13 protein-coding genes are annotated in these 13,644 nt (G+C 40.5%); 6 read left to right on the forward strand and 7 right to left on the reverse strand.

The genetic code is table 11. From position 1 onward, the window contains the following. From BFS30_RS11280 to BFS30_RS11300, 5 genes are all read right to left on the reverse strand, one after another. The gene (locus tag BFS30_RS11280) at window positions 1-1,065 is read right to left on the reverse strand and encodes a branched-chain amino acid aminotransferase (protein ID WP_069379389.1); all 1,065 of its coding nucleotides are present in this window, start codon (window positions 1,063-1,065) and stop codon (window positions 1-3) included. 126 nt (window positions 1,066-1,191) lie between these two features. Next, window positions 1,192-1,770: a suppressor of fused domain protein gene (locus tag BFS30_RS11285; RefSeq protein WP_069379390.1), complete on the reverse strand. Its 579-nt coding sequence runs from the start codon at window positions 1,768-1,770 to the stop codon at window positions 1,192-1,194. Between the two features lie 60 nt (window positions 1,771-1,830). Next, window positions 1,831-2,793 (reverse strand): tryptophan 2,3-dioxygenase family protein, encoded by a 963-nt coding sequence (locus BFS30_RS11290; RefSeq protein WP_069379391.1) that lies wholly within the window; start codon window positions 2,791-2,793, stop codon window positions 1,831-1,833. Window positions 2,794-2,803: 10 nt separating this feature from the next. Next, entirely contained in the window at window positions 2,804-4,102 is a 1,299-nt protein-coding gene (locus BFS30_RS11295) for an HAD-IB family phosphatase (protein ID WP_069379392.1), read from the reverse strand. Window positions 4,103-4,106: 4 nt separating this feature from the next. Then, entirely contained in the window at window positions 4,107-5,123 is a 1,017-nt protein-coding gene (locus BFS30_RS11300) for an NAD-dependent epimerase/dehydratase family protein (RefSeq protein ID WP_335645372.1), read from the reverse strand. A gap of 35 nt (window positions 5,124-5,158) precedes the next feature. On the opposite strand from BFS30_RS11300, the gene BFS30_RS11305 reads away from it, so the two are divergent. The 4 genes from BFS30_RS11305 (at window position 5,159) to BFS30_RS11320 (ending at window position 10,003) form a co-directional block, all read left to right on the forward strand. Beyond that, a complete protein-coding gene (locus BFS30_RS11305) occupies window positions 5,159-6,340 on the forward strand; it encodes a formimidoylglutamase (protein WP_069379393.1) in 1,182 nt (393 codons plus the stop codon). A 121-nt stretch (window positions 6,341-6,461) separates the two neighbouring features. Further along, a complete protein-coding gene (locus BFS30_RS11310) occupies window positions 6,462-7,610 on the forward strand; it encodes a TlpA disulfide reductase family protein (protein WP_069379394.1) in 1,149 nt (382 codons plus the stop codon). Window positions 7,611-8,024: 414 nt separating this feature from the next. After that, window positions 8,025-8,846 carry a DUF6266 family protein gene (locus BFS30_RS11315; RefSeq protein ID WP_069379395.1) on the forward strand — a complete coding sequence of 274 codons (822 nt, stop codon included), beginning with the start codon at window positions 8,025-8,027 and terminating at the stop codon, window positions 8,844-8,846. 146 nt (window positions 8,847-8,992) lie between these two features. Then, window positions 8,993-10,003 carry a hypothetical protein gene (locus BFS30_RS11320; RefSeq protein WP_069379396.1) on the forward strand — a complete coding sequence of 337 codons (1,011 nt, stop codon included), beginning with the start codon at window positions 8,993-8,995 and terminating at the stop codon, window positions 10,001-10,003. Window positions 10,004-10,036: 33 nt separating this feature from the next. On the opposite strand, the gene BFS30_RS11325 is transcribed toward BFS30_RS11320, so the two are convergent. Together BFS30_RS11325 and purD are read right to left on the reverse strand one after the other, a co-directional pair. Then, the gene (locus BFS30_RS11325; protein WP_167353140.1) at window positions 10,037-10,849 is read right to left on the reverse strand and encodes a biotin/lipoyl-containing protein; all 813 of its coding nucleotides are present in this window, start codon (window positions 10,847-10,849) and stop codon (window positions 10,037-10,039) included. 87 nt (window positions 10,850-10,936) lie between these two features. Continuing rightward, the gene (purD, locus tag BFS30_RS11330; protein WP_069379398.1) at window positions 10,937-12,208 is read right to left on the reverse strand and encodes a phosphoribosylamine--glycine ligase; all 1,272 of its coding nucleotides are present in this window, start codon (window positions 12,206-12,208) and stop codon (window positions 10,937-10,939) included. A gap of 208 nt (window positions 12,209-12,416) precedes the next feature. Here purD and BFS30_RS11335 point away from each other — a divergent pair, with 208 nt between their 5' ends. After that, on the forward strand, window positions 12,417-12,908 hold the full coding sequence (locus BFS30_RS11335) for an RNA polymerase sigma factor (protein WP_069379399.1): 492 nt from the start codon (window positions 12,417-12,419) through the stop codon (window positions 12,906-12,908). Beyond that, window positions 12,905-13,558, forward strand: coding sequence for a hypothetical protein (locus tag BFS30_RS11340; protein WP_069379400.1), 654 nt, complete (start codon window positions 12,905-12,907; stop codon window positions 13,556-13,558). Before BFS30_RS11335 ends, BFS30_RS11340 begins: the two co-directional genes overlap by 4 nt. The last annotated feature ends 86 nt before the right edge of the window (window positions 13,559-13,644 follow it).

Genomic DNA, 13,644 nt, shown 5'->3' on the forward strand with positions numbered 1-13,644 from the left:
TTACACGATCCAGTTCCATCCGAACTCATCCGGAGCAAGTCCGTAGCGGATGTCATTTAATGTTTTAGCGATACCGGCAGAAATAGTACGTGTTGCAGGGTCTGTTAAAGTATGTAATTTTCCCTCGTAGCTGATTTCTCCGATTGGGGTAACCGTAGCTGCTGTTCCTGCTGCAAATGCATCAGTCAGCTTTCCATTCTCAATACCTTCAATCACTTCTTTTACACTTACACGTCTTTCTTCTACCTCAATTCCAGCTTTTTTAGCAAGTTGGATAATGGTGTCACGGGTAACGCCATCTAACACGGTGCTTCTTATAGAAGGAGTCACCAGCTTTCCGTCAATTACGAAGATTAGATTGGCAGTTCCTGCTTCTTCAATAAATTCATGAGAAACTGCATCTGTCCAGATCAGCTGGTCAAATCCTTCTTTTAATGCTTCCGCAAAAGGATGTAAGGAACGGGCATAATTTCCTGCGGTTTTAGCATAGCCAACACCACCTTCATCAGCACGTGTGAATTCGGTTTCAATTTTCACTTTTAATGCTTTGCTGTAATATGGTCCCGTAGGAGTAGTTAATAAAGCAAAAGTATATTTATCTGATGCCCTTACACCCAGGTAAGGATCTGTAGCGAACATAACCGGACGGATATACAAAGAATAACCATCCTGATTCGGAACCCAGTTTTTATCAATATCGATCAATGCCGCAATTCCTTGTCTGAAAATATCTTCAGGGATCGCTGGCATCGCCATACGTTGCGCTGATTTATTAAAACGCTCAAAGTTTTTGTCTGCTCTGAAGACGCTGATGTTACCGTCAGCCTGACGATAAGCTTTCATGCCTTCAAAAATTGCCTGTCCATAATGAAGGGCAGAAATAGCCGGGCTCATTGGAATAGGGCCATATGGTAATACCTGTAAATTTGTCCAGGCGCCGTCTTCGTATTCGGCAATAAACATGTGATCGGAAAATACTTTTCCGAATGGAAGTTGAGAAAAGTCTGTTACTGTTAGTCTGCTTTGGTCAGCTTTAGTGATGGTGATATCCAGTGTCTCGTTCATTTCAATAGTATTTCTTCAGGCAAATTTAGTAAAAAATGCCCTTCTTATTTCTTTTTATTTTGCATTTACAGCAGGCTGTTAAGTGTTTAATGTACACTAAGATCTCTTGTTTCCTGATGTGGATTTTTAATGATATGGAATCAGGCTTTCTCGTCCGGCATTCAGGTAATCCAGTTGATGCTGCTCAAAAAGTAGCTCTAACGCTTCAGCTCCCTGCTCAATTTTATAATCTCTTTCCTGCTTTGTTATGGGAATGAACCAATAACATGGAATAACCTGGTCATTAAAGTTGAATACACAAAGATCATTTCCATCCAGGTAAGGTAAAGAAATGAAACCATGGTCACACCGGGAAAAATCTAACCATGGTTGGCCGATATTAACAGTATGATGAAGGTTTAAGGGAGCCTTATTCCTGTGGTAAGAGGTGCAGATAGTCAGCAATTCAACTAGTGATAGATCTGACCTGGGCGAATAAACGATCATCTCCATTGGTTCGTCCATATAGTCTACAGACATTCCAACGGTACAATAGCAAAACATTTCCTGTTTTTGGTTGGGCGGGAATTCCAAAATAAAAAAGTCGGGATGTAATTTATCTACTGGTCCTTTGGGCCACTTAAGACGTGTGCCTGTTAATCCGAAATAATTCTCATAATGATGAACGAGCTGCTCGGTATAGTTTTTAGCATCAAAAGATGGCATATCGGTATATTAAATGGGAACCGATTTTCAGGATTCCCATTGTGTATTGACATATTAAGATTAACTCCTCAGGTCTTTCAGTACATTAAGTACCCATCCTTTTCCCCACTCTTCCATTTGCTCTTCAGTCCATAAGAAAGGATAGAAGATTCTTTTCTGAAAGCGCGGAGGCAGATATTTCTGCCAATTGGTTCCACCAGTAGCTGCAATGTCTACCGGGTCTTTTTCCAGATACCGGACTGCGGATTTATAATGGGAAAGCGGCCATTCTACATTGACAAACAGATCCAGCTTTTTCAGCTCTTCTGTTAAAGCTGTTACGTCCTGTCCTTCTTCTTTTACTTTGTGATAAAGTGCAGAGAAGTTACTGTCTTTTCTGTCTTTTACCAACTGTAAAAACTGTGCTGCGTATTTATTAATGAATTGCTTTAAGGTCAGCGTCTGCTTTCCTGTAGCCAGCTCTGTTGCTCCGGATTTCCAGTAAATGTGCTCAAACTGTTCTTCAATAGGGGCATTGGCAAGCGCTGCTCTTTTATCTTTATCCACCAGTCGGCCGAAATCGGTTGCACTGATCTCGATCATCCGGTACTGTCCGGATTGAAAACCACTTGCAGGTAATAATGACATCCGGAATTTCAGAAACTGCTCTTTTTCCATTCCGTTTACCATCACTTCAAAAGAAGAGACCAGCGCATTAAAATAAGCGTTGATCCTTTTTACGCGATCTGTGAAAAAGGCTGCAGTTAAAGTTTCCCTTGCTGCTGCAACCTGATTAAATTCATGTAGTGACAGCTTAAAATAAAGCTCGGTAATCTGATGGTACATGATAAAGATCTCTTCATCAGGAAAGGATGTTTTTGGTGCCTGCAGACTCAGTAAGGTGTCCAGGTGAATGTAATCCCAGTAAGTAAGGAAGTCTGCATACAACAGGCCATCCAGGTAGGCTGACATATCCTGGCCCATTGCTGCATATTTTTCCTGCAGCTTATCCAGTTTGTCTTTTATTTGTGGTGTTAGTTCCATGGTTTTATTGCTAATAAAGCACCCTGAATTTTATGGTGTGTTCAATCTTTTTTAAAGACTTAAAGAGTTGTTTGTCGTATTGAGCATTAATATCGGTAATTACATATCCGATATTCTGATTGGTCATCAGGAACTGAGCCACGATATTGATGTCATGTTTAGCAAAAACAGTATTGATTTTAGCCATAATCCCCGGAATATTCTGGTGAATATGAATCAGCCTGTGGGCTTTATCGATTCTGGGTAATTGTAAGTTTGGAAAGTTATTGCTCAAATGTGTGGTCCCGGTATTCATGAAATCGATCATTCTCTTTGGAATGAAGGTCAGGTTACGGGGATTAGATTTTAAATCGTCAAATACGACAATTCCCTGCTGGGTACAAGTAGCAATGTCAACCTTGTTCTTTGCCTGACCAAGGTAACCCAGTGTTTTTAGTTTTACTGCTCTTTTGAGTTTCTCCAGTTCTATCTTTTCTCCATCAGCAAGTAACATCATGTGTACATCTGCCACATACTTCTCCTCGAATGAGGTTTTATGACGGATGGAAAACCCGTCTTTCTTCAGCAATGCGATACTCTGCGGATCCACATCTCCGATAACCAGGCATAAAATCCTGTTTTTGGGATAAGAAATGGCTCTTGGCAGGTTATTAACATACAAGAACTCGTCAAAGCTTGGCGTCACATGATCTGCCTTTTTTACGATGCTTTCTCTGGAGATATTTTCTGTAAAGGCATAGAATTTTTTGATCAGTCCGCTCTCCCTCAGCTGGAAGTCAGAATAGCCATCGCCAATTCCATAAAGATTCCCCTCCAGGTTGAGTTGCTGCATTAGTTTTACCTTACCACCTTCCTCACTTAAAGGGTTGGCATGGTCGTAGTCTATAATTTTGCCATCACCAGTGGTGACAAAAGTATTGGCATAAATATTTTCTTTTTTGATGTGATACTGGCTCACTACAGGAGTAATAAACTCTTTAAATCCGCCTGATACAATCAATACTTCATCCGCATGTTTCTTGAAAAATTCCGCATTACGGGAGAAGGAAGCCGATACCTTTTTCTTTAAGCGGGTAATCAATTGTTTCAAATGATCTTCGGATGCTTCCAAAAGTTTAACTCTTTGGGCAAGGCTTTCTCCGAATGACAGCTTACCTTCCATAGCCAGGTTGGTATAGTCTTCGATCTTTTTAAAGATGGCTTCTTTTTCAGGGTGTTTTTTCAGGGAAATACGGGCCAGCTCATCCAATGCCTCTACCTGGGTAAAGGTGCTGTCGAAATCAATGATGTAAATATTCTTCTGGTTCATAATTTTAATGAGGTGGGAGCTGTTTCAGGGCCTGGCAGGTTTCTGCTACACTCTGATCAAGCGGCTTAAATGTTATTCCTATCGTATCAATTATCTTTTTATTGCTATATAAACTCTCGTTCAGACTACTTCTGGCGGCATCGCTTGTTAAAGCAGCAGGTTTTCCGGTAAATAGGGAAGCTAGTTTTGCAGCCCTCCATGCCAGGCCAAGCATCCATGGCTTTGCTTCCTTAGCTGGGGCCTTAACGCCAAAACCTTTGGCAATCTCCCCAAAAAAGCGCTGGTAATTATAATTTTCTGCGCTGATGGTGAACCGTTCTTCTGTGATTTCGCTGTTCATGAGGGCGATCATGCTTTTGGCAACATCCTGTACATCTACAATTCCGGTAGCGCCTTTGGTATAAAAAGAAAGACCTTCTTTTACCAGTTTAAAAATTGCTCCACTTCCTTCAAAGCCGGCAGATCCGCCAATAATAACGGATGGATTGACGATGACTGCTTCGAGGCCTTCAGCAATTCCGCGCCAGACTTCCATTTCTCCTTCATATTTCGAAATGGCATAAGAATGTGCTTTCGAATCATATTCCCAAAAGTCTTTTTCCGTAATCAGTTGTCCTTTTTTTGCATTGCCCAGAGCTGCAACAGAGCTGACATGGAGCAACCTTGCCTGATGCTCTACGCATAGGTTAACGATGTTGCTGGTCCCCTCAATGTTTACTTTTAGTAATTTTGCTTTATCCCTGGGATCAAAAGAAATCATTGCTGCGCAATGATATACCTGGCGGATGTTTTCAAAAGCCGTATCCAGGGTAGAGAAGTCGTTAATGTCTGCAATTACCCATTCGATCAGGGGATTGTTTTTTATTAAATCCGGAATCACGGAGTGCTCACGTTTTAACGCTCTAAGCTTTGTTCCCTGTCCGGTTAGCTGATGTATTAATTCTGCCCCTAAAAATCCAGTAGCACCGGTAACCAATATCATTTCATTTTTTTTAGGATGTTCATTAAAATATGCTCTCAAAAATAGATATTTGACGCATACATTTATAGTACAATATGTCTTTATCAGATTTTTTTTCTCCGGTCAGCCCCGATAAATTAGCCCCAAAACATGGATTTTATACCAGCCAGTTGGGTTTAAAGGCTGCTTTTTACTCGGATAAATTTCCTGATCTGGAAGGAAATCAATATGATATTGCCATTTTTGGAGTGATGGATGACCGCGCCGCTGTAAATAATGAGGGCTGTGGCCTTGCTCCGGACTATTTCAGGTCTCAGTTTTATGCACTGAATGAAGGGGCTTTTAACAGCCGGATCATTGACTTGGGGAACATCAGGCCCGGGGCTTCTATTTCTGATACCTATGTGGCAGTAAAGATGGTGGTCGCAGAATTAATCAGCCTTCATATCCTTCCGGTTATCATAGGAGGCGGACAAGACATTACTTATGCGCAATACCTGGCCTACGAAAATCTGGATCAGAAAGTAGATTTGGTGGTGGTAGACAGTAAATTTGACCTTGATGAAGAGGATCAGGAAGGATTGGCGGCAAAATCTGATACTTATCTGAACAAAATCCTGTTACACCAACCAAATTACCTGTTTAACTTCAGTAACATTGGTTATCAGACTTATTTTGTAAATCAGGAAAGTCTTAAAGTAATGAGCAAGCTCTATTTTGACGTACATCGTCTGGGGGAGTTTGCCGAAGATATTACGCTAACTGAGCCAATTGTACGTAACGCAAATATGATCAGCTTTGATATCGGCGCTATCCGTTCTTCTGATGCGCGGGCCAATGCCAATGCCGGACCTAATGGTTTTTACGGAGAGCAGGCCTGCAGGATTGCGCGTTATGCGGGAATGAGCGATAAGCTGACTTCCATTGGTTTTTATGAGTTTAATCCGGCTTTTGATAACAATGGTCAGACGGCGATGCTGCTGGCCCAAATGGTCTGGTATTTTATAGAAGGTTTTTATAACCGGAAGAAAGATTTTCCCCTGACGCCGAAATCCCAATATCTGGTTTATCGCGCAAGCCTGAATGACGGTACGGGAGAAATGCTTTTCGTAAAGAGTAAGAAATCTGATCGTTGGTGGATGCAGGTGCCTTATCCTTCCGGAATCACTAAAAATGAACGCTTCCATTTAGTACCTTGTCGTTATGATGATTATACCATGGCAGTAAATGGGGAAATGCCGGATTTATGGTGGAGAACCTACCAGAAGCTATTGTAATTTTACGCTGATTGCAGCGTTAAACTTTAAAAGAATTATTTTGTCTATAAATAAAACGTAAATAAGCAGTAAGATTCGAAATCTGCTTTAGAAGATCATAAACTAACAAAATTAATATTCAATGAAAAAGACTTTAATTACTGCAATCTGCTTATTGCCGATTGCGGCCATGTCCCAGGGTAAATTTACTGTTCAAGGTAAAGTAGGGAACTTAAACGCACCGGCCAAGGCCTTTATCGCTTACCGGGTGGGTCAAAACCAAGTTACAGACTCTGCAGCAATTGTAGGAGGTAAATTTACTTTCCAGGGTACTGTTAACGGGATTGCACAGGCACAAATCAGAGTTAAACACGACAATGCAGCAATAGATCCTTCAAAACGTGTTCCTGCTGATGTGATCAATTTTTACCTTGAGCCTAAAGCAATCGAACTGACTGCTGCTAAAGATTCTGTAAAATATGCAACCATCAAGGGTTCTAAAGTAAACGAGGATAACGAGAAATATAAATTGCTAACTAAAGCTGTAAACGAAAAAGGAATGGCTTTAATGCTTGAGTATCGTAGCAAAACAGAGGAAGAGCGTAAAGACGAGGCTTATATGAAAACGGTAATGAGCCGTGACGATGCAAATCAAAAGGAATTGGAGGCGATTAATAAAACCTTTATCGAAGCTAACCCAAATTCTTATGTGAGTTTAGTGGCTTTTAGCAGCACCTTAAGCGATATTGATGTCAATGTTGTAGAACCTCAGTTCAATAAGTTTTCGGCAGAGGTGAAAGCAACTGACCTGGGTAAAAGAGTTGCAGGTATGATTACTGCAGCTAAAAAAACTCAGGTTGGACAAATGGCTATGGATTTTACACAAAATGATGTGAACGATAAGCCGGTAAAATTGTCTGACTTCAAAGGTAAATATGTGTTACTTGATTTCTGGGCATCATGGTGTGGACCATGTCGTCAGGAGAATCCTAATGTAGTGACGGCTTATAAAAATTTTAAAGATAAAAACTTCACCGTTCTTGGTGTTTCTTTAGATCGTCCGGGTAAAAAAGCAGACTGGTTACAGGCAATAGAAAAAGACGGGTTAACATGGACACATGTTTCTGACTTGCAATTCTGGGATAATGCTGCGGCAAAAACGTACGGCATTCAGTCTATTCCTGCAAATTACCTGATTGATCCAACAGGAAAAATTATTGCGAAAAATATCAGAGGTGAGGAGTTACAAAAGAAATTAGCAGAAATCTTAGGTGCAGGACAATCTAAATAGTTCGTCTTGCGTTTTTTAAGGTAGTATTCTTAATTAAACATCTGGCTAAAAGGCTGAATAATCATTTGTTTCTTCAAATGATTATTCAGCCTTTTGCTGTTTTGGAATAAACCAAAGAGGAACTCTTAACTCATTAATTTCGTGTTTTCTCAGTATTGTGCGCTATCCTCGTTAGAGACGGATCTGTACATTGGCTGGAATTGCGGCTATTTTGCTACTTATTTAATAGTAGGTTGATAGGGCTTTATAGGTGTTGACTGCCCTTTCAACCTTGTGTTGTCTTATTTGAAAATTTGAAATAAAACAGCGATAATGTCAGCTTTGGTATACATTTGATTAAAACAAAATCGCTATATTGTGTGTATTATTATTTAACTTGTTAATATTTATTATTACATAATTAATCACTTCAATATGGCGAAAGCAGCAAATGGCCCTCTTGGGCCAATAAATGGAAAAATAGGAAACCTGGTTTGTTATATGCTGAATGGACAACCTGTAATCCGTACGATTGGAGATCCAGGCAAACCAAGCAGGGATCAGCTGGCGAACCGTCAGGCAATGTCGGTGACGATGAAAATGGTCGGCGCGATCAGTAAATTTACTGACCTCAGTTTTGCACTGGAGGCTAAGGGTACAGTCAGAAATACGCATAATCTGGCAACTTCTTACATTAAAAAGCAAGCGCTGAAAGGAGAATACCCTAATATTTCTATTGATTATTCTAAAGTGATCCTAAGTAATGGCACCTTGCCTGTTGCAACCGGATTGAAAATGGAAAAGAAAGACAATGCAGTAGAACTGAGCTGGGATCATCAGGGGCATGACAATACGATTGTAATGGTAATGCTTTATCATCCTTTAAGAAAGAGGGCCACTGTTGATGTAAATGCCTGTCGTAAAGATGCGGGGGCCTGCATTATTCAATTACATGATGGTTATATAGATGAGCCTATTGAAGCTTATCTGTGCTTTAGATCGGCTGATGGGAAATCAACTTCTAACAGCACCTATATTGGAAACCTGAACGGGGAAATGGAAAGCGGGGAACAGGCAACGCAGAGGAAAAGGTACAGTGCCCTGAAAGGGCGTTTTGATCTGGTAGAAGCTCAATACTCCCTGCAAATGGAGCAAAATAGGGGGATGCCGCTTGATAGCAAGGCTTTTCGAAATCTGCAAAAGGAATATGAAATGCTGAGAAATAAGCTGGAAAATCTTCCGGGAAAGCCAGTTTAAATCAGCGATATTTCTTTTTGATAGAGGAGATTCATCATCGCTGCGTAGAAAGGTGGTAAAAGGAATATTATTTAATTGGCCTGCCCGGGATTTATATTATTTTTGGCTGTCGTTTAGCAAAACGATCTGAACCATAATAATAAGATATGCGAATTCGCTTACTATTGACCTTTGTTGTACTGTGTACAGCCTTTAATAACATTTACGCTCAAGAGCTGGAAGGGAATTTAAACTTTCATGGTTTTGCCGATAACAGAGAGTATGCCCGTTCAAAGAGATTTTCTGAAACTATTTTTGGAATGAGAATCTCGCCGGAGGTTGGATTGTTACTGGATAGCACGCACCGGATAAGGTTGGGTGTTAACCTGATGCATGAATTTGGCTCTCCAAAATTTAGTAAGCAGGTAGCTATTGTTGCCTATTATCAGTTCCTGAAAAAGGATTGGAATTTTTATATGGGAGCATTTCCCAGAGAAGGCCTTATTTCTGATTTTCCAAGAGCAATTTTAAATGATACCTTAAATTACTATCGACCGAACGTTGAGGGGATGCTGGTAAAATATGAGAATGAAAACTGGAAACAGATCGTCTTTATAGACTGGACAAGCAGGCAAACTGCAACAGCCAGGGAAAACTTTATTTTTGGATTTTCCGGACGCTATAAAAAGGATGCTTTTTTTGTCTCCCATTATGCCATGATGCTGCATAATGCGGGGCCCGCTATCCCTATTCCTGATGATCACATTCAGGATAATGGTGCTGCGGCTGTGAAAATCGGACTGGACCTTTCTCACAAAACATTTCTTGACTCTTTGACTCTGAGTGCCGGAGGAATGATGTCTTTTGAACGTACCCGTACCGCGGGAGGATGGCAAACTCCTAAAGGTATATTACTGGACCTGAGCATGGAATACCATAGGTTTGGAATCACCAACTCCTTTTACAAAGGGGAAGGGCATCAACTGATTGTAGGAGATAAATTTTATACTTCTAAGACGTACAACAGAACTGATTTGACCTGGCGTCCCATCATCTATAAAAACCTGGAAGGCAAGCTAGCCCTGTCATTCCATTTTGTAGATGGAGTGATCGATAGTCAGCAGGCTTTTGGGTTGAGGTATAATCTTTTTGGAAGCAGATCTCTGAAGAGAAAATAAAGACGATTTCTAGCTTTAATAATGGGGGAGCTGTCAGATCAATGGCGGGTCAAGTAGCGCGATACAAGTTGAAAGTTTAAATGCAATACCTTCTTCCAGTAACCATACCAGTCGGCCTGTATGGGGAGAAACAATTTCAACCGAAACTTTGTCTGTGCTTATCTCACAAATTACTTGATCTTTTATGACCATCTCTCCCAATTCTATTTTCCAATTGGTAATGATGGGCTCATATGTTCCGCCACTCAAGAGGTCTTTTTCATTGAAGACCACTTCATAACTATGTGGAAACTTATCTTTAATGCTATAGTAAGTTGCTAATAATGGACGGGGTTTTCTCCAGATTGATTCTCCAAAAGGCGTATCAATTCTCAGATAACCTTTAGAAAGTTTTATGTCTGATTCGGCTTGGATTGCCTTTCTGGCACGTTCCTTTTCTTGCTTTAGCAATGCTTCTTGCCGGTTAAAAAAGGTCGTGTCTCCCTGCAGAATATCGGTAGCCTGGGTCATCAGGTAATGGGAATATCCAAAAAGTTGATCAATCTGATTCCCGGAAACAGGTATCTCAGGTTTTCGTTCTCTTGTCAGCTGCAGAATGCTATATAAGTTCGCATCACGCTTATTAATCCCAAAATGAATATTTGTATTCATGCCCCAGTTAATGCCTTCCACCAGGATCCGGATCTTTCTATTTGAAAATGTTACCTGAAATAAATTATCTGTATCTGTTAGAATAACATGCTCTTCCTGTAATCCAAAGCTACTGCAGATCGTAGCAAAGGCTTTTCGCGCCTCATCTTTGAAGTAGCGAAGTTCATCAGCATATAGTTCATAATAATCTTGCATATCTATTGATAATCGAAGATAGAGATTATTTGCCAGAGCTCCCTGCTTCATTTGAAGGGAGCTCTTTTATGCTATAAATAGTTTTGATTACATCAGGTCAAACCCAATATCTTCTCTAAAATATTTGCCGTCAAAATAAATACGTGCTGCATCTCCTGTCGCCGATTGTAAAGCATCAAACTGATTATCCTGTAGACTGCTTACTGCCAGGACCCTTCCGCCGTTAGTTTTTACGACTCCACCTTCAAGAGATGTTCCTGCGTGAAATACCAGGGAATTGCGGACATTATCAATTCCGGTGATAGACTTTCCTTTTTCGTACTCTCCAGGGTAACCACCTGCAACAATCATCACTGTTGCTGCATTTTTAGGGCTGATCTTTAATTTATAGTCTTTTAATTTTTTCTTAGTCGTGGCAACGAAAAGCTCTACCAGGTCATTTTCTATACGAGGAATCACACTTTCTGTTTCCGGATCTCCCATACGGCAGTTGTATTCGATGATCAATGGTTGATCACCAACCTTGAACAAGCCAAAGAAGATAAATCCGGTATAATCAATTTTGTCTTTCTTTAAACCGTTAATCGTAGGAATGATAATTTCCTGTTCTACTTTGGTCATGAAAGCCTGGTCAGCAAAAGGAACCGGGGATACGGAACCCATGCCTCCGGTATTCAGACCTGTGTCTGCCTGTCCGATACGCTTGTAATCTTTTGCCTCAGGAAGGATCACATAGTTTTCTCCATCTGTCAATACAAAAACTGAAAGCTCTATTCCAGTTAAAAATTCTTCTATCACAACCGTACTTCCGGCATTGCCGAATTTACCACCCAACATCAGTTTTAGCTCCGCTTGTGCCTCTGAAATAGTATCCAGAATCAAAACACCTTTACCTGCTGCTAAGCCATCTGCTTTTAGAACAATTGGAAGTGCATGTGATTCCAGGTATTTTAAACCTTCTTCCAGGGTCTCGTTTGTGAAAGATCTGGATCCCGGGGTAGGAATGCCATGACGTGCCATAAATTGTTTAGAGAAATCCTTGCTTCCTTCCAGAATTGCACCTTCTTTTTTAGGGCCAATTACCGGGATATGAGACAGCTCATCATCATTGGCAAAAAAATCATGGATGCCATTTACCAGAGGTTCTTCCGGGCCAACTACTAACAGGTCTATAGCCTCTTTTAAAGCCAATGCCTTTACCGCCTCGAAATCATTCGGATTAAGGTTGATGTTTTTGCCATAAGCACCAGTTCCACCGTTGCCTGGAGCAATAAATAGTTGAGAACATTCAGGTGATTGACTCATTTTCCAGGCTAAAGCACTTTCTCTGCCGCCAGAACCTAATAGTAAGATATTCATCTATGTATGGTTTGTTGTTTGAATTGTTAGAGATGGAGAACCCTATCCGGTTCATATTGGCAAATATACCGCTTTAGCTAAATTATCACAGTTTAAGTTTGAAATTATGGAATAAAGCTTTGAGCAGGATACTTTTTAATGAAATTATATTTTAGAAACTTGTAATTTTTAGTTCCACCTTTACGACTTACCCCACAAATAAAAGAAGATGGAGAAAGCATTTATCAAAATGATAAACGAACATCGGGGGATAATCTATAAGGTTTGCAACCTGTACTGTCTGGAAAAGGAGTATAAGAAAGATCTTTTCCAGGAAATCGTATTACAGCTTTGGAAATCATTTCCCTCGTTTAGAAATGAATCACAGCAAAGTACCTGGATGTATCGGGTTGCCTTAAATACCGCCATCACTATTTTTAGAAAGGAAAGCAGGGCTCCCGAAAAAAGAAGCATCTCAGATATGGAATTTGAAATCCCCGATATGGATTCTTTTGTCGACCAAACTGGGCATCAGGGTCTGTTAAAACAGGCAATAGAAACTTTAACTGAGGTCGAAAAGGCAATCATCCTGTTGTATCTCGAAGAAAAAAGCTATGAAGAGATCAGTGAAATCGTAGGCATCACCAGAACTCATGTAGGGGTGAAAATCAATAGAATAAAAAGTAAGCTGGAAAAAATAATTAAAATCAGACCGTTATGAACTTAGATGAATTAAAAGAAGCCTGGACGAATTATGGTGGACAGCTTAGGTCTGCTAAGGATATTGATGATCAGGTGATTGAAAATATAATCCGGAAAAAATCTGTTTCCGTGGTGGCCACGATTCAGAAGAGTTACCGGTATGGAATTCTTTTTTGTACCTTCTATCTTCTGCTGAGCATAGCGCTGAATACAGGAAATCCCTTTGATTATACAACTAATCTGGAAAGGCTCCCGGTTTATGTCATATCCTGTCTGCTGATCCTGATACTTGTTGTTTTGTTCAGAGCAGATCAGGCGATAAAAAAGCTTAATTTTCACCGGCAGTCTTTATTGGGCTATCTGGAAGCGGTCATTAAAACGTATGCTGCTTCCCGGAAAATATTGTTATGGATCATATATACCCTGCTGTTCTGTACCAGTGTATTGTTCCCGCTGAGCTTTCTGCCCAGAAAAATAGCGGCGTCGGCAGCATGGCCCGGTTTGATCAGTACTTTTGGCCTGTTTATATGCTTAGTGCTCTTTAATGTGGGATTGCAGATCATTGCGAGAAAGAAAGGTCTTGGCGATCGTTCCTGGTATAGTTTCAAAGTGATCATTCTGGAGCTGGAAGCATTGAGGCTGAAGGCTGCGGAGCTAAAAAGCAACTGAGGTTGATAGCCCTTTCTTTTGAGTGTTTTACTGTGGATGACAAACACATATGGCGAAATCATAAAGATTTTCAAATAAAGTTGGCA

It is taken from the genome of Pedobacter steynii (genome assembly GCF_001721645.1).
In the GTDB taxonomy this organism is placed as follows: domain Bacteria; phylum Bacteroidota; class Bacteroidia; order Sphingobacteriales; family Sphingobacteriaceae; genus Pedobacter; species Pedobacter steynii_A.